18 protein-coding genes are annotated in these 18,111 nt (G+C 73.2%); 7 read left to right on the top strand and 11 right to left on the bottom strand.

Annotated features, from left to right (window positions below; translation table 11 throughout):
- Window positions 1–4: 4 nt before the first annotated feature.
- A complete protein-coding gene (locus tag JNW98_RS01100) occupies window positions 5–655 on the bottom strand; it encodes an NAD(P)-dependent oxidoreductase (RefSeq protein ID WP_223766128.1) in 651 nt (216 codons plus the stop codon).
- A 34-nt stretch (window positions 656–689) separates the two neighbouring features.
- Complete coding sequence (locus tag JNW98_RS01095; RefSeq protein ID WP_223766168.1) at window positions 690–1,334, bottom strand: DsbA family protein; 645 nt, start codon at window positions 1,332–1,334, stop codon at window positions 690–692.
- A 108-nt stretch (window positions 1,335–1,442) separates the two neighbouring features.
- On the opposite strand from JNW98_RS01095, the gene JNW98_RS01090 reads away from it, so the two are divergent.
- On the top strand, window positions 1,443–2,363 hold the full coding sequence (locus JNW98_RS01090; RefSeq protein ID WP_223766127.1) for a helix-turn-helix domain-containing protein: 921 nt from the start codon (window positions 1,443–1,445) through the stop codon (window positions 2,361–2,363).
- Between the two features lie 15 nt (window positions 2,364–2,378).
- Here the strand turns inward: JNW98_RS01090 and JNW98_RS01085 are convergent, their stop codons facing one another.
- From JNW98_RS01085 to JNW98_RS01075, 3 genes are all read right to left on the bottom strand, one after another.
- Complete coding sequence (locus tag JNW98_RS01085; RefSeq protein WP_223766126.1) at window positions 2,379–3,908, bottom strand: polyamine aminopropyltransferase; 1,530 nt, start codon at window positions 3,906–3,908, stop codon at window positions 2,379–2,381.
- 70 nt (window positions 3,909–3,978) lie between these two features.
- Window positions 3,979–4,563: a DUF2617 family protein gene (locus JNW98_RS01080; protein WP_223766125.1), complete on the bottom strand. Its 585-nt coding sequence runs from the start codon at window positions 4,561–4,563 to the stop codon at window positions 3,979–3,981.
- Window positions 4,564–5,054: 491 nt separating this feature from the next.
- A complete protein-coding gene (locus JNW98_RS01075) occupies window positions 5,055–6,269 on the bottom strand; it encodes an aminotransferase class I/II-fold pyridoxal phosphate-dependent enzyme (protein ID WP_223766124.1) in 1,215 nt (404 codons plus the stop codon).
- 330 nt (window positions 6,270–6,599) lie between these two features.
- Here JNW98_RS01075 and JNW98_RS01070 point away from each other — a divergent pair, with 330 nt between their 5' ends.
- A complete protein-coding gene (locus tag JNW98_RS01070; protein WP_223766123.1) occupies window positions 6,600–7,808 on the top strand; it encodes a putative hexosyltransferase in 1,209 nt (402 codons plus the stop codon).
- Window positions 7,809–7,833: 25 nt separating this feature from the next.
- Here JNW98_RS01070 and JNW98_RS01065 read toward each other — a convergent pair whose 3' ends face one another.
- Together JNW98_RS01065 and clpB are read right to left on the bottom strand one after the other, a co-directional pair.
- Complete coding sequence (locus tag JNW98_RS01065) at window positions 7,834–8,382, bottom strand: YbjN domain-containing protein (protein ID WP_223766122.1); 549 nt, start codon at window positions 8,380–8,382, stop codon at window positions 7,834–7,836.
- Between the two features lie 146 nt (window positions 8,383–8,528).
- A complete protein-coding gene (gene clpB, locus JNW98_RS01060; protein ID WP_223766121.1) occupies window positions 8,529–11,150 on the bottom strand; it encodes an ATP-dependent chaperone ClpB in 2,622 nt (873 codons plus the stop codon).
- 210 nt (window positions 11,151–11,360) lie between these two features.
- Here clpB and JNW98_RS01055 point away from each other — a divergent pair, with 210 nt between their 5' ends.
- The 3 genes from JNW98_RS01055 to JNW98_RS01045 all read left to right on the top strand — a co-directional run bounded on the left by JNW98_RS01055 (window position 11,361) and on the right by JNW98_RS01045 (window position 12,942).
- Complete coding sequence (locus tag JNW98_RS01055) at window positions 11,361–11,945, top strand: Uma2 family endonuclease (protein WP_223766120.1); 585 nt, start codon at window positions 11,361–11,363, stop codon at window positions 11,943–11,945.
- 25 nt (window positions 11,946–11,970) lie between these two features.
- On the top strand, window positions 11,971–12,387 hold the full coding sequence (locus tag JNW98_RS01050) for a pyridoxamine 5'-phosphate oxidase family protein (protein ID WP_223766119.1): 417 nt from the start codon (window positions 11,971–11,973) through the stop codon (window positions 12,385–12,387).
- A 90-nt stretch (window positions 12,388–12,477) separates the two neighbouring features.
- A complete protein-coding gene (locus JNW98_RS01045) occupies window positions 12,478–12,942 on the top strand; it encodes a GNAT family N-acetyltransferase (RefSeq protein WP_223766118.1) in 465 nt (154 codons plus the stop codon).
- A gap of 63 nt (window positions 12,943–13,005) precedes the next feature.
- On the opposite strand, the gene JNW98_RS01040 is transcribed toward JNW98_RS01045, so the two are convergent.
- Window positions 13,006–13,890: a LysR family transcriptional regulator gene (locus JNW98_RS01040; RefSeq protein ID WP_263420257.1), complete on the bottom strand. Its 885-nt coding sequence runs from the start codon at window positions 13,888–13,890 to the stop codon at window positions 13,006–13,008.
- Window positions 13,891–13,991: 101 nt separating this feature from the next.
- On the opposite strand from JNW98_RS01040, the gene JNW98_RS01030 reads away from it, so the two are divergent.
- Both JNW98_RS01030 and JNW98_RS01025 read left to right on the top strand, forming a co-directional pair.
- Window positions 13,992–14,750, top strand: a complete 759-nt coding sequence (locus JNW98_RS01030; protein ID WP_223766117.1) for an SDR family NAD(P)-dependent oxidoreductase — start codon at window positions 13,992–13,994, stop codon at window positions 14,748–14,750.
- Between the two features lie 74 nt (window positions 14,751–14,824).
- Window positions 14,825–15,232, top strand: a complete 408-nt coding sequence (locus tag JNW98_RS01025; RefSeq protein WP_223766116.1) for a nuclear transport factor 2 family protein — start codon at window positions 14,825–14,827, stop codon at window positions 15,230–15,232.
- Between the two features lie 65 nt (window positions 15,233–15,297).
- Here the strand turns inward: JNW98_RS01025 and JNW98_RS01020 are convergent, their stop codons facing one another.
- From JNW98_RS01020 to dnaJ, 3 genes are all read right to left on the bottom strand, one after another.
- Window positions 15,298–16,251 carry a type IV toxin-antitoxin system AbiEi family antitoxin domain-containing protein gene (locus JNW98_RS01020; RefSeq protein WP_223766115.1) on the bottom strand — a complete coding sequence of 318 codons (954 nt, stop codon included), beginning with the start codon at window positions 16,249–16,251 and terminating at the stop codon, window positions 15,298–15,300.
- 161 nt (window positions 16,252–16,412) lie between these two features.
- Entirely contained in the window at window positions 16,413–16,883 is a 471-nt protein-coding gene (locus JNW98_RS01015) for a heat shock protein transcriptional repressor HspR (RefSeq protein WP_223766114.1), read from the bottom strand.
- Window positions 16,884–16,888: 5 nt separating this feature from the next.
- Window positions 16,889–18,061 carry a molecular chaperone DnaJ gene (dnaJ, locus tag JNW98_RS01010; protein WP_223766113.1) on the bottom strand — a complete coding sequence of 391 codons (1,173 nt, stop codon included), beginning with the start codon at window positions 18,059–18,061 and terminating at the stop codon, window positions 16,889–16,891.
- Window positions 18,062–18,111: the final 50 nt, after the last annotated feature.

Below are 18,111 nucleotides of genomic sequence, written 5' to 3'. Positions count from 1 at the left end.
GGGGTCAGTCGGCGACCGTGAAGCGCTCGCCGATGTGCCGCGGCTCCTCGATCTCGTCGACGAGGGCGACGGCGTAGTCCTCCGCGGAGATGCGGCTCTTGCCGTTCTCGTCCACGACCAGGTCCTCCAGGCCGGTGCGGTAGGTGCCGGTGCGCTCGCCGGGCTCGATGAGGCCGGCGGGGCTGAGGTTGGTCCAGCGGACGTCGGTGACCGTGCGGTAGAAGTCCAGCGCGTCACCGTGGGCGTGCATGATCTGGAGCAGGAACTCGGGCAGCCCCTCCGCGTCCCAGACCCGCTTGCCGTCGGGCGTGCGCAGCGAGCCGGCGCCGCCGACCGCGATCAGCCGCGGGGCCGCGTCGCCGAGCGTGCGCAGGCCCGCGACCAGGGACTCCGCGGCGGGCTTGATGGTGGCGACGTGGCCCGGGCCGTCGCCGCCGCCGACCGCGCTGACGACGACGTCCTGGCCCTGGGCCGCGGCGGCGACGGAGGCCGGGTCGAGCACGTCACCGGTGGTGACCGTGAGGTTGGGGTGCCGCTCGGTGAGCTTGGCGGGGTCGCGGACGACGGCCGTCACCTGGTGGCCGCGGTCCAGGGCCTCGCGCAGCACGCGGCTGCCGATGGTGCCGTTGGCGCCGAAGAGGGCGATCTTCGCCATGGGGATCTCCTGAGGGGGTTGAGGGGGGTGGGGGTTACGCGCCGGTTCCATGCTCGTCGAGGGCACGGGTGAGCGCCTGCGCGGAGGAGGTGGGGCCGCCGAGCCGCCGGACGCCGCCGTCGGCGGTGTGCAGCAGCAGGGTGGGGAAGCTGTCCACGCCCAGCCGCCGGACCTCGCGGAAGCCGGCCAGCGCCTCCTGGCGCACGTCGGCGCGGGCGTAGGCGGCGACGGCCTCGTCCGCGTCCAGGCCGGCCTCGGCGGCGACGGACCGGAGGGTGGCCGGGTCGGACAGGCCGCGCCCGTCGCGGTACCAGGCGCCCTGGAGGGCGCCCGCCAGTTCGAGCGTCCGCCCGGGCGCCTGCCGGGCCAGCGCGACGAGCGCCGTCGCCGCGTCGGCGGAGTCGAGCACGGTCGTGCCCTCCGCCACCGCGCGGGCGTACGCCGCGCCGAAGACCGCGCCGGTCAGGTCGGCGATCCGGGCGTCCGCCTGGGGGATGTACGAGGCGTACGCGCCCACCGGCTGCGCCCGGGGGCCGGTGAACAGGCCGCCGCTCAGCACCCGGAGGTCGAGCCGGTCGGCGTTCACGGCCGCGAACTCGCGGACGGTGGGGCCGTAGCCGTAGCACCAGCCGCAGTAGGCGTCGAATGCGTAGGTGACGGTCCGCCGGGGCCGTGCCATGGCGCTCACCTCGTTCTCCTCGGGTAGTTGTCTGTGAAATCACCGTGGTGACTGATGTCAACGCTACGAGGGCCGGGCGTGTCCAACCAGGTACGCTCGGGCCCTGTCATGGTGAAAAAGCGACACGAGTGCACCGAGTCCGTCGGTGGCGACAGCGCGGCCGACGGGATCGTCGAGCTCACCTACCGGCCGCCGCCCGGCACACCGCAGGGCATCGAGGTGATGACCGTCGCCGAGCTGCGCGCCCGGGCGCCCGAGGGGCTGCTGCCCCGGCCGCAGCGGCTGGACTTCCACCAGCTCGTGGTCGTCGACGCGGGCGCCACCTCGCACACCGTGGACTTCACCGGCTACTGGCTGACCGAGGGCTCGGTGCTCTGGGTGCGCCCCGGCCAGGTGCAGAGCTTCGGGGACGCGGCCCGGATCGAGGGCACGGTGATCCTCGTCCAGCCGAACTTCCTGCCGCCCGGCTCGCCCGTCGCGGCACTCGCCGACGACCCGTTCCACCCGGTGCTGTGGCAGCCGGTCGGCACCGACCGCGAGGCCGTGACCTGCGCGGTACGCCACCTCGCGGCCGACTTCCTGACCGGCGCGGGCCTGCCCGCCGACGTCCACGCCGACGTCCTGCGGCACCTGCTGTCCGTGCTGGTCCTCCGGCTGGCGCACCTCACCGCGCCGGTCGGCAGCCGCGTCCCGGCGGCGGCGGACGCGTTCCTCCGCTTCCGCGCCGCGGTGGAACGCGACTTCGCCGCCGTCCACCGGGTCGCCGACTACGCGCGCGCCCTCGGCTACGCGCCCCGCACCCTCTCGCGCGCCACCCTGGCCGAGGCCGGGGTGGGCGCCAAGGAGTTCATCGACCGGCGGGTGGTGCTGGAGGCCAAGCGGCTGCTGGCCCACAGCGACCTGGCGGTCGTCCGGGTCGGGGAGCGGCTGGGGTTCGAGGACGCCGCGAACTTCTCGAAGTTCTTCCGGCAGCGGGCCGGGATGACGCCGGGAGCCTTCCGCGAGACGGTCCGGGGGCCAGAGCGGTAAGCCCCCTCCCGCGCCTCACTCCTCGTACCGGGGACGCATCAGCGTCGACGGCGGCACCCCCGCCCCCGGCGGCCGTACGACGGGCCGGGCGCCCGCGCCGTACGCCTCGGGCGGGCCCGCGGGCGGCCCCTCGCCCCGCCCTGGGGCTCCGCCTCCCGGCCGGGCGGCCAGCAGGAACCCCCACTCCTCCCCCGCCGCCCCGGCCCGGTACGCCGTGGTCGTCAGGCCGACCGAGCGCAGGGTCGCGTCCACCGTCCAGAAGTCGTGCGCGTTCCCGGACACGCGCCCCGCGTGCACCACCAGGCGCCCGCCGGGCGCCAGGCGCCGCGCGGCCAGCCCGTAGAACTCCTGCGAGTAGAGCTTGGCGCCGCCGGGCCCGTCCGGCCCCGGCAGGTCGCAGACCTCCGCGTCGTAGGGACTCTGGGCAGCCCCGGCACGCCGCAGCCAGGTGAACGGGTCGGCGTGCGCGACGGCGACCCGGGGGTCCGCGTAGGCGTCCCGGTTGAGGCGGCGCAGACCGGGGTCGGTGCGGGCGAGCCGCACCACCGCCACGTCGGGCTCGACGACCGTCACCGCCGCCACGCCGGGCCGGCGCAGCACCTCGCGCAGGGCGATGCCGTCGCCGCCGCCGAGCACCAGGACGCGCCGGCGGGGGCCGGCCGTCGCGGGCCGTACCAGAGCCTCGTGGTAGCGGGAGGGCTCGCCGGCGGCGCGCAGCCGCCCGTTGAGGAAGAGCGAGAGCGGGCGGCCGCCCCGGCCGCCGCCGGCCAGGACGAGTTCCTGGAGTTCGGTGCGGACGGCGACCCGCACGTCCTCGCCGTACACCGCGTGCCGGGCGGCCCGCTCGAACGGCCCCGTGAGCGCCGAGCAGACCGCGAGCAACGCCAGGACCAGCGCGTTGGCGGCCACGACGGCCCGGCGGCCGCGGGCGCTCAGGTCGCCCCGGAACACCCAGAGCACCAGCGCCCCGCCCGCCACGGCGTTGATCGCGCCGGTCACCAGCGCGCCGGTCAGCTGGCCGAGCATCGGCAGCAGCAGGAACGGGAAGGCGAGCCCGCCGACCAGGGCGCCCACGTAGTCGGCGGCGAAGAGGTCGGCGACCGCGCCGCCCGCGTCCTGCCGCCGGACGCGCTGGATGAGCGTCATCAGCAGGGGCACCTCGGCCCCGATGAGCACCCCGATGACCAGCGAGAACACCACCAGGGCGGGCCACGCCCTGCCGTACCAGGCGAAGCAGGCGTACAGCGCCATCGCCGACAGGCCGCCGACCAGGGCCAGCACCGCCTCCACGGCCGCGAAGCCGAGCGCGGCGCGCCGTCGCAGCCGTTTGGCCAGCAGCGATCCCACGCCCATGGCGAAGACCATCACCGACAGCACGACGGACGCCTGGGTGACGGAGTCGCCGATGAGGTACGAGGCCAGGGCGACCAGTTCCAGCTCGTACACCAGGCCGCAGGCGGCGCAGACGAAGACCGTGATCAGCACGAGCAGGCGGCCGAGCCCGGCCGGTACGGGCAAGCGTGCGGGTACCGGTCGGTAGATCATGCCGGAACGCTACGTCACGATCCCGCCACGTCTTGTCACCCACACGAGTTCAATGCGGGTGTCGCACGAGCTAGTTGAGGGACGAACCGTTCGCCAGGGGGCTCGCGCCAGGGCGCAGAGCGGCCCCCCGCGCGCCCACCGGTGCGCAGTCGGCGCGCACACCCACTCGGGTACGGGTGACGACGAGCCGCCCCTCCTGCGGGTACGCGTGCCAGGTACGCCAGCTGACCTGGCCGTCCCGGCGCTGGGCGAGCAGGGCGGTGAAGGCGTGCGGATCGCCCGGAAACGTTCCGGCGAGCCCCTGGGGGTGCTCGGCGACCAGCGCCAGCAGCTCCTGCGCCCGTCCTGCGAACGAACATCGGGACAAGGTCTCGACGCGCGCCGCGAATTCGTACTCCCAGCAGCCGACGCGCTTGGCGACGCCCAGGGGCAGCGGGGTGCTGCTGCCGGGTATGCAGGCGACCGTTTCCGAACAGCTTCCGCTGTCCTCCTCCAGAAGGACCTGGTGGGAGGCGCCGAGCAGCCGCAACTGCACGTACGCCGCGTCGAGTTGGAGATCCAGTACGGCCAGCGCCGGCAGCGGCTCCCGGCCCAGGCACCAGGCCAGGTCGGCCGCACGGGTGTCGGTGTAGCTGGTCTTGAGGGTGGTGAGCATGGGTCGGCTCCGCGAGCGAACAGTGGGGGGATGGCCGGCCCACCCGAGGAGGACCAGGTCTTCGAGGCGCCGGCTCATGCCCACTTTGGAGGCTCCCGGATCCGGCGGAGGCGATTCCGAGAATCCCAGGAGTTTTCTCTGAACGTGGCTCTGATCGAGAGGAAATCATGAAGCCAAGGGCGCCCACAGCATTTTTACCCATCATCGTCGATTTTCCATCCACGCGTGGGCCGGACAGCTCACATGTTCAACGAAACAACGCCCGGCGGCAGTTGTCACCGCCGGGCGCATATGCGGTCAAGCATGGGCCACTTGCAAATCCCCAGATCAAACGGCCTTTGCCGCGGGTTTCCCGGCGCGTTTAACGGCGGATCGACGCCGGTTTTCGCGCGGGACCCCGGGGCGGGGCGGGGGCGCCCCGGCGCCCGCCGGGCGCGCATCGGCGCTCGTCAGCGCGCTGCACGTGGCGCTCCGAGACGGGCGCTCCGGGGTCAGCGCGGGCCCGCCGCCGCCTCTTCCAGCCGCCGCACGGCGTCGAGAACCGCCTCCTCGCGCTTGCAGAACGAGAATCGCACCAGATGGGACGGGGCGCCCGGGCGCACAAAGAAGGCGGATGTCGGAATGGCCACCACCCCGGCGCGCAAAGGGAGTTCACGGCAGAAACGCACGCCGTCCTCATGCCCCCACGCGCGGATGTCCGCCTGGACGAAATACCCGGCGTCCGCCCGGTACGGGCGCAACCCGGCGCGCATCAGTCCCTCGCTCAGCAGATCGCGGTTGCGCCCCAGCGTCCGCCGCAGCTCCGCCGCCCACTCCTCCACGCCCCCCAGTGCCCGGGCCAGCGCGTCCTGGAAGGGCGCGCCCGAGGTGTACGTGAGGAACTGCTTCACTCCCGCCACGGCGGCCACCAGCGGCGCGGGACCGCAGACCCAGCCGACCTTCCAGCCGGTCACCCCGAACGTCTTGCCGGCCGACGAGACGGTCAGCGTCCGCTCCCGCATGCCCGGCAGCGCGGCGATCGGCCGGTGGACGGGCCCGCCGTCCCCCTCACCGAACACCAGATGCTCGTACACCTCGTCCGTCACCACCGTCAGCCCGTACTCCCGGACCACCTCGGCGACGGCCGCCAGCTCCGCCGCCGTGAACACCTTGCCCGTCGGATTGTGCGGCGTGTTCAGCACCAGCACCCGGGTCCGCGGCGTGACGGCGGCCCACAGCGCCTCCGCGTCCAGGACGAAGGCGTCCCCTTCCGTGACCAGCGGCACGGGCACGAGCTTCGCACCCGCGAACCGGGCCACCGCCGCGTAGGCGTCGTAGCAGGGGTCGAAGGCCAGCACCTCGTCCCCCGGGTCGCAGAGCCCCAGCAGCGCCCCGGCGAGCGCCTCGGTCGCGCCCGTGGTGACCAGCACCTCGTCCCCGGGGTCGTACTCCAGCCCGTACCTCCGGCGCTGGTGGGCGGCGACCGCCTCGCGCAGCGCGGGTGTCCCGTGCGCCGGCGGGTACTGGTTGGCCCCGGCCAGCACCGCCGCCGCGACGTCCTCCAGCAGCGCCCGCGGACTGCCCAGCTCCGGCACGCCCTGCCCCAGGTTCACCGCCCCGGTGCTCCGGGCCAGCTCGGTCATCTCCGTGAACACCGACGTACCCAGCCCCGCGAGCCGCGCCGCCGCCGGCTCCCGCGTCCCGTTCCGGCCCTTTTCCGCGCTCATCCGCGCCCCTCCCGGTCGTCCTCCGGACTGTCCGTGACGCGGACCACCCTAGGCGGGCGCTACCATCCGTGCCCGGGTACCGCGCGCCGCGGCCGGGCGCTCCGGCATCGCCGTCCCGGTGCGCCAGCCGGGTGGAAGCCGCGCCCCGTACGGGCGTGACGCACCGCGCGCGCGAAGCCCCCGACGCATGGTCGGTATGCCGCACGTCCAAGCACCGTCCGTACCGGCGCCGTCCCCGGCCCCCCGACCGGTCCCGCCGCCCGGCCCGTCCCCGCGGGGCCCGGCCGCACCCGTCCCCGGCAGGCCCGGGAGGTGCCCCGAGGAGGTCCCGTGTCCGCCGACACCGCCGTGCCCGTCCATGCCCCGGAGCCGCGCCGCGACCCCGCCGGCGGCCTGGCCCGGCGCGGGGAACGGGTGCGCGAGGCGCTGCGCCGCGCCCTGCCCGCGCTCACGCTCTACGCCGCGGCCCGGCTGGCCGGCGTGGCCACGATGGCCGCCTGGGCCTGGTCGACCGGCCGCCACCCGCGCACCCTGCTCGGCCACTCCTGGGACGCGATCTGGTACGCCACCATCGCCGAGGACGGCTACGGGCTCACCCTCCCGTCCCCCACCAGCCACTCGGTCGTCTACAGCGACTACGCGTTCTTCCCGCTCTTCCCCGGCCTGGTGCACGGGGTGACCCTGCTGACCCCGTTCTCGATCGTCTCCGCGCAGCTCGTCGTCTCGTGGACCGCCGCGGCCTGCGCGGCCTGGGGCCTCTACGCCGTCGGCGAGCGGCTGTACGGGCGCCGGGCGGCCACCTGGCTGGTGCTCCTCTGGGGGCTGCTGCCGCACTCCATCGTGCAGACGATGGGCTACACCGAGTCCCTGATGACCGCCCTCGCCGCGTGGGCGCTGTACGCCGCCGTAACCCGCCGGCACGTCTGGGCGGGGGCTCTCGCGCTGGTCGCCGGGCTGTCCCGGCCGAACGCCATCGCCGTCGCCGCCGCCATCGCCGTCGCCGCGCTGGCCGTCCTGCGCCGGGAACCGCGCTCCCGCGCCGACTGGCGGCTGTGGACCGGGCTGGCGCTCGCCCCGCTGGGCTGGGCCGGGTACGTGCTGTGGGCCGGGTACCGCTCGGGCTTCGGGCCGCTGGGCTACTTCACCGTGCAGCGGCGGTGGGGGTCCCGGTTCGACTTCGGCGCCGACGCGTTCCGGTTCGTCCGGCACCTGTTCACCGGGCGCGACGTGATGGCGTACTACGGCTCCCTGGCCGTGCTGGTCGTCGCGCTGGTCGCGCTGGCCTTCCTGGTGGCGGAGCGGCCGCCGGCACCGCTGCTGGCCTACACCCTCGTGCTGTGCGTGATCGCCCTCGGCGGCTCCAGCTACTTCGCGTCCAAGCCGCGCTTCCTGCTGCCCGCGTTCCCGCTGCTGATCCCGCTGGCGCTGGGCATGACGAGAGCCCGGTCGCGCACCGTCGTGGTGACGGTCGGCGCGCTGGCCGGGCTCTCGTTCGTGTACGGGACCTACCTGGTGACGGCGGCCCGCCTGCCCATGTGAGGGCGTGCCCGGGGGATCCCCGGGATCAGGCCTCGGCGTCGGGCTTGTCGTCGCCGTCGCCGTCGCCGGACTCCAGGTCCTCCTCCAGGCCCAGCTGCTCCACCAGCCAGCGGTCGAACTCGACCGAGGCGCGGACCCAGCTGACCGTGCTGGACACGAAGTGCTCCAGCGACACCCCGACGCCGATCAGCATCTGGGCCTCGCCGATGAGGCGGACCGTGCCGTCGTCGTTGGTGTGCGTGTAGACCTTCGGCCACAGGGTGCGGCGGTTCCAGTCGTCGATGACCTCGAGCAGCTTGCCCTTGTCGTCGATGCCGTGCGGCCGGTCGTAGAACGTCCGGACCGAGAAGACCTGCTGCTCCTCCTCGCCGCGGAACATGAAGTACGTACGGAACTGCTCCCACGGAGCCGCGAGGTCACCCTCGTCGTCCACGAGGTACTTCAGCTCCATCTGCTCGAGGAGCTGCTTGACCAGGTCCTGGTCGGGGATGACGGGACCGGCCGGGCCCGTCTCTTCGGGCTGCGGCTCGGGCTGGCCCCCGAAGTTCGGAATCGAGGACGGGTCGATGCTCACCGTGGATTTCCCTTCGTACGGTTGCGGCCATCCTCCCCCACACCAGCCCCTGCCCCGCAACCCCTGGCGCATGCGTCGCTCACCGACCACGCGCCGGGAGGTGCGGTCCGGGCCGTTCGACGCTTGAACGGCCCGGCTTCGACCCGTTACGCCGCCGCCCGCACCGACAGCCCCTCCTCGCCCGGGACCCGCTCCACGCGGACCGTGTCGCCGTCCCGCACCTCACCGGCGAGGATGGCGCGCGCGAGTCGGTCGCCGATCGCGGTCTGCACCAGGCGGCGCAGCGGCCGGGCGCCGTAGGTGAGGTCGGGTGCCTCCTCCGGGCCCTCGTGACCCAGCGCGGCCAGCCAGCGGAGCGCGGACTCGTCGACGTCGAGGGTGAGCCGCCGGTCGGCGAGCCGCCGCTGGAGCTGGTCGATCTGGATCCGGGCGATCCGCTCCAGCTGACCGGTGCCCAGCGGGTGGAACACCACGATGTCGTCGAGCCGGTTGAGGAACTCCGGCCGGAACGCGGTCCTGACCGTCTCCAGGACCTTCTCCCGCTTCTGCTCCTCCTTCAGCAGCGGGTCGACCAGGAACGTCGAGCCCAGGTTGGAGGTGAGGATGAGGATGGTGTTGCGGAAGTCAACCGTCCGCCCTTGGCCGTCGGTGAGCCGCCCGTCGTCCAGCACCTGGAGCAGGATGTCGAAGACCTCGTGGTGGGCCTTCTCCACCTCGTCCAGCAGCACCACGGTGTACGGCCGGCGCCGCACCGCCTCGGTGAGCTGGCCACCCTCCTCGTAACCGACGTAGCCGGGGGGCGCGCCGACCAGCCGGGCGACCGAGTGCTTCTCGCCGTACTCGCTCATGTCGATGCGGACCATCGCCCGCTCGTCGTCGAACAGGAAGTCCGCGAGCGCCTTGGCCAGCTCGGTCTTGCCGACGCCGGTGGGGCCGAGGAAGAGGAACGAACCGGTGGGCCGGTCGGGGTCGGCGATCCCGGCGCGCGAGCGGCGCACCGCGTCGGAGACGGCCCGGACGGCCTCCTCCTGCCCGATCAGCCGCCTGCCCAGCTCCTCCTCCATGCGCAACAGCTTCTGCGTCTCGCCCTCCAGCAGCCGGCCGGCCGGGATGCCCGTCCAGGCGGCCACCACCTCGGCGATGTCGTCGGGGCCGACCTCCTCCTTGACCATGAGGTCCCGGGAGGCCGCCTCCTGCTCGGCCTCCGCCTCCGCGGCCTCCTCCAGCTCCCGCTCGACGGCCGGGATCTCGCCGTATAGCAACTTGGACGCGGTGTCGAAGTCACCGTCGCGCTGGGCGCGCTCGGCCTGCCCGCGCAGGTCATCGAGGCGTTCCTTCAGCTCGCCGACGCGGTTGAGGGACTGCTTCTCCTTCTCCCAGCGCGCGGTGAGCCCGCGCAGCTCCTCCTCCTTGTCGGCGAGGTCGCGGCGGAGCTTGGCCAGCCGCTCCTTGCTCGCCTCGTCCGTCTCGTTGCGGAGCGCCAGCTCCTCCATCTTGAGCCGGTCGACGGCCCGCTGGAGCTCGTCGATCTCCAGCGGCGAGGAGTCGATCTCCATCCGCAGCCGGGAGGCGGCCTCGTCGACCAGGTCGATCGCCTTGTCCGGCAGGAACCGGGAGGTGATGTAGCGGTCGGAGAGGGTGGCGGCGGCGACCAGCGCCGCGTCCGCGATCTGCACCTTGTGGTGCGCCTCGTAACGGCCCTTGAGCCCGCGCAGGATCGCGATGGAGTCCTCCACCGACGGCTCGGCGACCAGCACCTGCTGGAAGCGCCGCTCCAGCGCCGGGTCCTTCTCGATCCGCTCGCGGTACTCGTCCAGCGTCGTCGCGCCGACCATGCGGAGCTCGCCGCGGGCGAGCATCGGCTTCAGCATGTTGCCCGCGTCCATCGCCGAGTCCCCGCCGGCGCCGGCTCCGACGACGGTGTGCAGCTCGTCGATGAAGGTGATGATCCGGCCCTCGCTGGCCTTGATCTCCGCCAGGACGGTCTTCAGCCGCTCCTCGAACTCGCCGCGGTACTTGGCACCGGCCACCATCGCGCCCAGGTCCAGCGAGACGAGCCGCTTGTCCTTCAGCGACTCCGGGACGTCGCCCTTCACTATCCGCTGCGCCAGCCCCTCGACGACGGCCGTCTTGCCGACGCCCGGCTCGCCGATGAGTACGGGGTTGTTCTTGGTGCGGCGGGAGAGCACCTGCACCACGCGGCGGATCTCGTGGTCCCGCCCGATGACCGGGTCGAGCTTGCCGTCCCGCGCGGCGGCGGTGAAGTCCGTGCCGAACTTCTCCAGCGCCTTGTACGTGCCCTCGGGGTCGGCCGTCGTCACCCGCTGCCCGCCGCGCGCCTTCTCGAACGCGTCGAGCAGCCGCCTGGCGGAGGCCCGCTGCTGCTCCAGCAGCTCGGCGACCCGGCCGCCCTTGGCGGCGAGCCCGATCAGCAGGTGCTCGGTGGAGATGTACTCGTCCCCCAGGTCGCGGGCCCGCTCCCCGGCGTCCACCAGCACCGCCTGCAGCTCGCGGGTGGGCTGCGGGGGCGCCACGGTCGACCCCTGCACGCTCGGCAGCCCGGCCAGCACCCGCTCGGCCCCGCCGCGCAGCACCGCGGCGTCCGCCTCCACGGCGGCCAGCAGATCGAGCAGGTTCTCGTTCTCCTGCCCGGCCAGCAGCGCCAGCAGCAGGTGGGCGGGGGTCATATCGGCATGCCCGGCCGACACGGCCCGCTCATGGGCGGCGCTCAGCGCCTCACGGCTCTTGTTGGTCAGCTCGGCATCCACGACGGGGAGCTCCTCCTCGGGTTCGCTTTCGCTCTTGGGTCCTGCTCGGGTCCTGCTTCACACAACGTGCAATAAGTTGAGTCTATTCCACTCAACCCGCGCCCCGGTAGCCCGCCTGGGCGCTCCCCCTTGCGAGTGAACCGGTACGACGAACGCCTCGCCACCGGGGGCGGGGCGCGATGCTGGCGTTCGACCACGGGGAGGTGCAGCATGACGGCCATGGCACAAGAGCCAAGGCTTATGACGTCGGAAGAGACCCTCCTGGACTACTTCCTGTCCCTGGAGACTCCTGAGGGGTTCCGGGCGCAGCTCATCGAGGGGGAGATCATCGTGTCACCGGCGCCGGACGGCGATCACGAGGACGCCATCGAGCTGATCGTCGCCCAGATGTACGACCATTCGAAGGTCCGCATGCAGTACTCGGGCAACAAGGGACTGAAGATGCCCCGGGGTGGGGCGTGCCCGAAGAACTACGCCATCCCCGACGCCACCTTCGCCCCGCGGGAACGACGCCTCTTCCGTGGCGCGCCGACCTGGATGCCCCCGGACGGCGTCGCCTTGGTCGCCGAGGTGACCAGCAGCAAACCGGAACGCGACCGCATCGCCAAGCGCCACTGCTACGCCCGTGCCGGCATCCCCCTCTACCTCCTCGTGGACCGCGACGAGAGCACGGTGACCCTCTTCGCCGAGCCTGCGAGGGATGACTACGCGGAGGTGCACAGCGTTCCCTTCGGCAAGCCCCTCCCCTTGCCCCCGCCCTTCGACTTCGATCTCGACACCACCGACTTCCTCTGACCCCCGGCCCACTACCCTGGCGGCCATGGCCCACGACCTCCGCAACCTGCCGGACGCCTACGTCGCGTTCTGGCGTGAGCGCCACTTCCCGACCCTCACCACCCTTCGCCGGGACGGCAGCCCGCACGTCGTGCCGGTGGGTGCCACGTTCGACCCGGAGACATCCATAGCCCGGGTGATCACCCGCAAGCAGAGCGCCAAGGTGTCCAACGTCCTGGCGGCCGGTCCGGACGGCCTGCGGGTCGCGCTCTGCCAGGTCGCGCCGGGTGGACTGTGGGCCACCCTGGAGGGCACGGCCGTCGTCCGCACGGAGCCGGAGGCGGTCGCCGACGCGGTCGCGCGCTACGCGGAACGCTACGAGCGGACCCCCGAGCCCAACCCCGACCGCGTCCTGATCGAGATCGCGGTCACACGGGCGATGGGCTCCCAGCGGATCTCCTGACGCACTCCAACTCCCCGGCTTTGCACAGGGGTTGACGTACGTCCGGGATCGCCGCCCCGCCCCGCCGGCCCGCGATTTAGGATGCCCCGCATGGTTCCCGTGCACTGCGAGCCCGTCACCGCCGACACCTATGAGGCGGTGATGGCTCTCGACGTCCTGCCCGGCCAGCGCGACTACGTCGCCCCGAACGTCCGCTCGCTGGCGGACGCCTGGGCCTGTCCGGCGGCGGAGCCGCTCGCCCTCCGAGAGGGGGCCGAGCTGGTCGGCTTCGCCCTACTGAAACCGGCGGCCGACGTTCCGGGGACCGTCTCGCTCTGCCGCTACATGATCGACCACCGCTTCCAGGGCCGTCGGCTCGGTCACGCCGGCCTCACCGCCGTCCTCGACCGCGCTCGCGCCGCCGGCTACACCCGGGTCCGGCTGAGCGTCGTCCCCGGCAACCACGTCGCCTTCCGCCTCTACCGCACGGCGGGCTTCGGCGAGACGGGCGAACTGGAGGACGGCGAGATCGTCCTCGCCCGCGACCTCACCCCGGACGACGCGGCGATGTCCTAGCGGGACCGCGCTGGGCCCGGCGCTCCGGGCCTCTCGACCGGACGCGCCCTATCCGGACGCGCCCTACGCGGCCCGCCCCACCTCCTGCCCCGCAAGCTCCACCACCGTCCGTACCAGCCGCCCCACCCACCCCTCGTTGATCCCTTCGCGCCAGGCGACCACCGTCTCGTAGGACCTCGCGTCGGGGACCGGGCGGTACACCACGTCACTCCGGGGCGTGCCTTCCGCGAGGGACAGCGGGATCAGGGCCACCGCCTGGCCCAGGGCCACGGCCTCCATGAGCTGTGAGCTGTCGTGGATGACCGGACCGGGGACGCCCGGCTCCGACCAGTAGGCCCGTTCCGGGCCGCTCAGCCCCGGGCAGTGCGGCATGGGCATGCCTTCGAGGTCGGCACAGCGAAGTGCGGTGCGCCCGGCCAGTGGGTGGCCCGCGGGGAGCGCGGCCACCCGCGGTTCCGAGAACAACGGCTCGTACTCGACCCCGTGCCGGTCGAAGGGGGTGCCGAGGAGGGCCACGTCCGCACGTCCGTCCCGGATCATCGCCGCCTGCTCGCCGAAGCCGCTGACGGTGATCCGGACGTCCGGGGCGCCGGGCAGGGCGCCAAACGCGGTGACCACTCGGCGCAGCAGGTCCGTCGCCACGCCGGCCTTGGCGGTGAGGACCAGCGACGGCAACACCGAGCCGGCCCGGCGCGCCCGGCGGACGGCCGCCGACACCGCGTCGAGCGCGCGGGCCGCCTCCTCCGCCAGAGCGGCGCCCGCGGGTGTCAGCTCCAGCCTTCGGTGGGCGCGCTCGAAGAGCCGTACGCCCAGGCGTCGTTCGAGTTGCGCGATGGCACGGGAGAGCGGGGGCTGTGACATCCCGAGGCGCTGCGCCGCGCGCGAGACATTGAGCTCCTCGGCCACCGCCTGGAAGTACCGCAGCTCCCGCACCTCGATGTCGACCATACCCGCAGGGTATAGCACCAGTCCGAACCGGTCTTTCCCCAACCGGCCTGCCCGATGCTGAAGTTGACGCGTCGACCGCAGTACGGACAAGGAGGACGCTGATGCAGCACCGTGGCGAAGTCGCACTGGTGACCGGTGCGAACAAGGGGATCGGGCGCGAGATCGCCCGCCGGCTGGCAGCCGAGGGGATGACCGTGTACCTCGGCGCCCGCGACCCGGAACGCGGCGCGCGGACCGCGGCCGAACTGTCCGACGGGGACGTGGACATCCGCTTCGTCCCGCTCGACGTGACCGACGGGCAGCAGGCACGGGACGCGGCGCGCAGGATCGAGGAGGAGCGGGGAAGACTGGACGTCCTCGTCAACAACGCCGGAATCGTGGGCGCTTGGGGCGTCCCCGTCGACGACGTCACCGCCGCCGACGTCCGAGGCGTCTTCGAAGTGAACGTCCTCGGCGCGATCACCATGATTCAGGCGTGCATCCCTCTCCTCCGCCGCTCCCCGTCGGGCCGGATCGTGAACCTCTCCAGCCCGCTCGGTTCGCTGACCGCGCTGAGCGATCCGGACCACCCCATCAGCGGGGCCGGCCTGATCGGGTACAGCGCGTCCAAGGCGGCCCTCAACGCGGTCACCCTTCTCTACGCCAACCACCTCAGGACCGCGGGCATCCACGTCAACGCGGCCAACCCCGGCCTCGTCGCCACCGACCTCAACCGGGATTCCCCACGGAACCGCGGCAACCGCACCCCCGAACAGGGAGCGGACGTCCCGGTGGCCCTGGCCCTCCTGGGCCCCGACGGCCCCACCGGCACCTTCCGAGGCGGCGACGGCACGTCGGCGGAGGACACCGTGGCCTGGTGACGCCAACCACGGGGGGCTCCCCCCTCCCCCCTCCCCACCCTCCCCTCGGAACCTCCCTCGAAATGAGAGACCCCATGACCATGGCCTCCCAAGACGCCCGCTCCACCACCGAGCGCAACAAGCGCACCGCTCAGGAGTTCTTCTCCCTGGCCTTCAACGACAAGCGCCCGGACGAGGCGGCCGCCCGCTGCCTGGGGCCCGTCTACATCCAGCACAACCCCGGGGCCCCCGACGGAGCGGAGGCGTTCGTCGCCTTCATCACCCGTTTCGGCAAGCAGTTCCCCGAGCTGAGCATGGAGTTCAAGCGTGTGGTCGCCGAAGGTGACCTCGTCGTCCTGCACAGCCACATGCGGACGTCACCGGAGGACCGTGGCAGCGCCGTCATGGACATCGTCCGCTTCGAGGACGGCCGGATCGTCGAGCACTGGGACGTCGTCCAGGCCGTTCCCGAGGCCGTCGCGAATGACAACACCATGTTCTGAGGGGAGGACCGCCGGCCGCGCACGGCGCCTCGCGCTCGTGCCCCGGATGCGACCGGACGCACCGCCTACGAAGCGAGCCCCCACGCCGCCGGACTGGGCTCCAGCGCCCGCCGCACCGTCCGTACCAGCGACACCGGCCGGTGGAACACGTCGTCGGCCGTGAACCGCAGCACCCGCCGCACCGCCGGGCAGCGCGTCAGCTCGTTGTAGCGGGCGACGTCCCGCTGGTGGCGGGCCCGGTCGCCGTGCCAGGCGTAGCCCTCGATCTCCACCACCAGTCCCCGGTCCCTGAAGAAGAAGTCGGGGTACACCCGGCGCCCGCCGGAGAGCGGCAACTCGGCCTGGGGCTCCGGGTGCAGGCCCGCGTCGTTCATCCGCAGCCGGGCGATCGTCTCCGCCGGGGAGCCCGCCCGCTCGTCGGCGAGGGCCAGCCAGTCCAGCGCCCGTCTCGCCCCACGCATCCCCGCGCCGTCGCCCACCGCGTCCCGGACGGCGTCGAGGACCGTCAGCGGCCCGCGCGTGCCCCGCTCGCCGTCGGGCCGGCGGCTCACCGCGGATTCGACCGCCACCAGCGCGTCGTCCCGCGGCCCCGCCCGTAAAAGGTCGGCCAGGGTGCGCGGGACCGTCGTCACCGCCAGCCCCGCGCGGAGCGTCACCTCGTCCGGCCGCAGGGGAAGGCGGTGTACTTCCCGCCCGCCGGCCCGGGCGATGAACTCGGGCCGCTCCACCCGCCGTTCGATCCCGTGCACCAGCGCCGCCGACCAGTGGCTCACCACCAGCTCCGGCCGGGCCAGCTGCCGCGCCCACAGGTGCGCCACCAGCCCGGCCGGCCGCCCGGGCGTCGCGTACGCCCCCGGGCGCACGGGCTGCCAGCCCTCCTTGCGCAGTCGCCGCCGCAGCGCGCCCCGCGACCAACCCAGCCGCTCCGCCTGGGACAGGGCCACGACCCCGCCCTGCTCCTCCGCCAACGCGGCCACCGCCGCGAACTTCCGTGACTCACCGCACCTTTTCGCGCTCATGTTCACTGAGTGTGACGACCTCCGGCGGTCTTCGCCACGCCTGTGGAAAACCCCCTGTGGAGAATCGTTTCCTCCATACAAAAGAGGCCCGCCCCCTCACGGGGACGAGCCTCTCGGCGAAGAACGGATCAGAAGAACGGATCAGAAGAGCGAACCAGCGGTCAGCGATCCCGCTTCGGCGGCCGCCAGACGACCAGCGCGCTCGCCTGCTGCACCTCCTGGTACGGGACCAGGTCCCGCCGGTACGAAGCGTGCACCGCCGCCTCGCGCTGCTGCATCGCGGCGGCGGCGCCGTCGACGACCGCCTGGAGCTCCGCGACCCGGGCCGACAGCGCGGCGACCTGGTTCTCCAGTTCGATGATGCGCTTGATGCCGGCCAGGTTGATGCCCTCGTCCTGCGACAACTGCTGCACCTGCCGGAGCAGTTCGATGTCACGGGCCGAGTACCGGCGGCCGCGCCCGGCCGTGCGGTCGGGCGAGACCAGGCCGAGGCGGTCGTACTGGCGCAGGGTCTGCGGGTGCAGGCCCGAGAGCTGAGCCGCGACCGAGATGACGTACACGGGCGACTCATCGGTCAGCTCGTACGGCTGAGCGGGTTCGAAGCGCCGACGGGTGCGGCCGTCACCGTTCATCGCGGTCACTCTCCCTTCGCCGCCCGGAACAGCTCCGCGCGCGGGTCCTCACCCGCCGTGGCGTCGCGGAAGGCCTCCAGGGCGTCCCTGGCCTTGTCGTCGAGATCCTTGGGAACCACGACCTCCACGGTGACCAGCAGGTCGCCGCGGGTGCCGTCCTTGCGCACCGCGCCCTTGCCGCGGGCCCGCATGGTGAGCCCGTTGGGCGTGCCCGGCGGGATCCGCAGGGTGACCGGCGGTCCGCCGAGGGTGGGCACCTTCACCTCGCCGCCCAGTGCCGCCTCCGGGAAGGTGACGGGCACGGTGACGGTGAGGTTGTCGCCCTTGCGTCCGAAGACCGGGTGGGTGCCGACGTGGACCACGACGTACAGGTCGCCGTTGGGCCCGCCCCGCTCGCCCGGCGCCCCCTTGCCGCGCAGCCGGATCCGCTGGCCGTCGGAGACGCCCGCCGGGATCCGGACCTGCATGGTGCGGGAGGACGTGGCCCGGCCGCTGCCCTTGCAGACGTCGCAGGGGTTCTCGGGGATCAGCCCGCGGCCCTTGCAGTCGGGGCAGGGGTCGGTCAGCGAGAAGCCGCCGCCGCTGCCGCGCGACACCTGGCCGGTGCCCACGCAGGTCGGGCAGACCCGCGGGGTGCCGGCCTTGTCGCCGGTGCCGGAACACGCCTTGCAGGCCGCCGAGGAGGACATCCGCAGCGGGACCGTGGCCCCGTCCACCGCCTCGGTGAAGCTGAGCGTCACCTCGGACTCGATGTCCTGGCCGCGACGCGGCTGGGTGCGCGTAGTGCCGCCGCCGCGGTTGAACAGGCCGCCGAAGACGTCACCGAGGCCGCCGCCGAAGCCGCCGGCCCCCGCCCCGCCCTGGGCACCCCCGAAGAGGTCGCCCAGGTCGAAGTTGAAGGAGCCGCCGGCGCCGCCGGGACCGGGCCGGAAGCCGCCGTTGCCGAACAGGGCCCGCGCCTCGTCATACTCCTTGCGGCGCTTGGGATCCGCGAGGACGTCGTACGCCTCGGAGATCTCCTTGAACCGCTCCTCGGCCGAGGCGTCGCCCTTGTTGGCGTCCGGGTGGAACTCTCGGGCGAGCTTTCGGTACGCCTTCTTGATGTCGGCCTCGGCCGCGTCCTTGGGCACGCCGAGGACCTTGTAGTAGTCCTTCTCCACGAAGTCCTTGGTACTCATCCCCGGCGTCCCTCCTCCCGGTACGTACGGTGTGTACGACCCATGCGGTG

Source organism: Streptomyces huiliensis, from assembly GCF_020037025.1.
In the GTDB taxonomy this organism is placed as follows: Bacteria; Actinomycetota; Actinomycetes; order Streptomycetales; family Streptomycetaceae; genus Streptomyces; species Streptomyces huiliensis.
The sequence above is the reverse complement of the archived record's forward strand: the minus strand, read 5'-3'. Positions and strand labels throughout refer to the sequence as shown.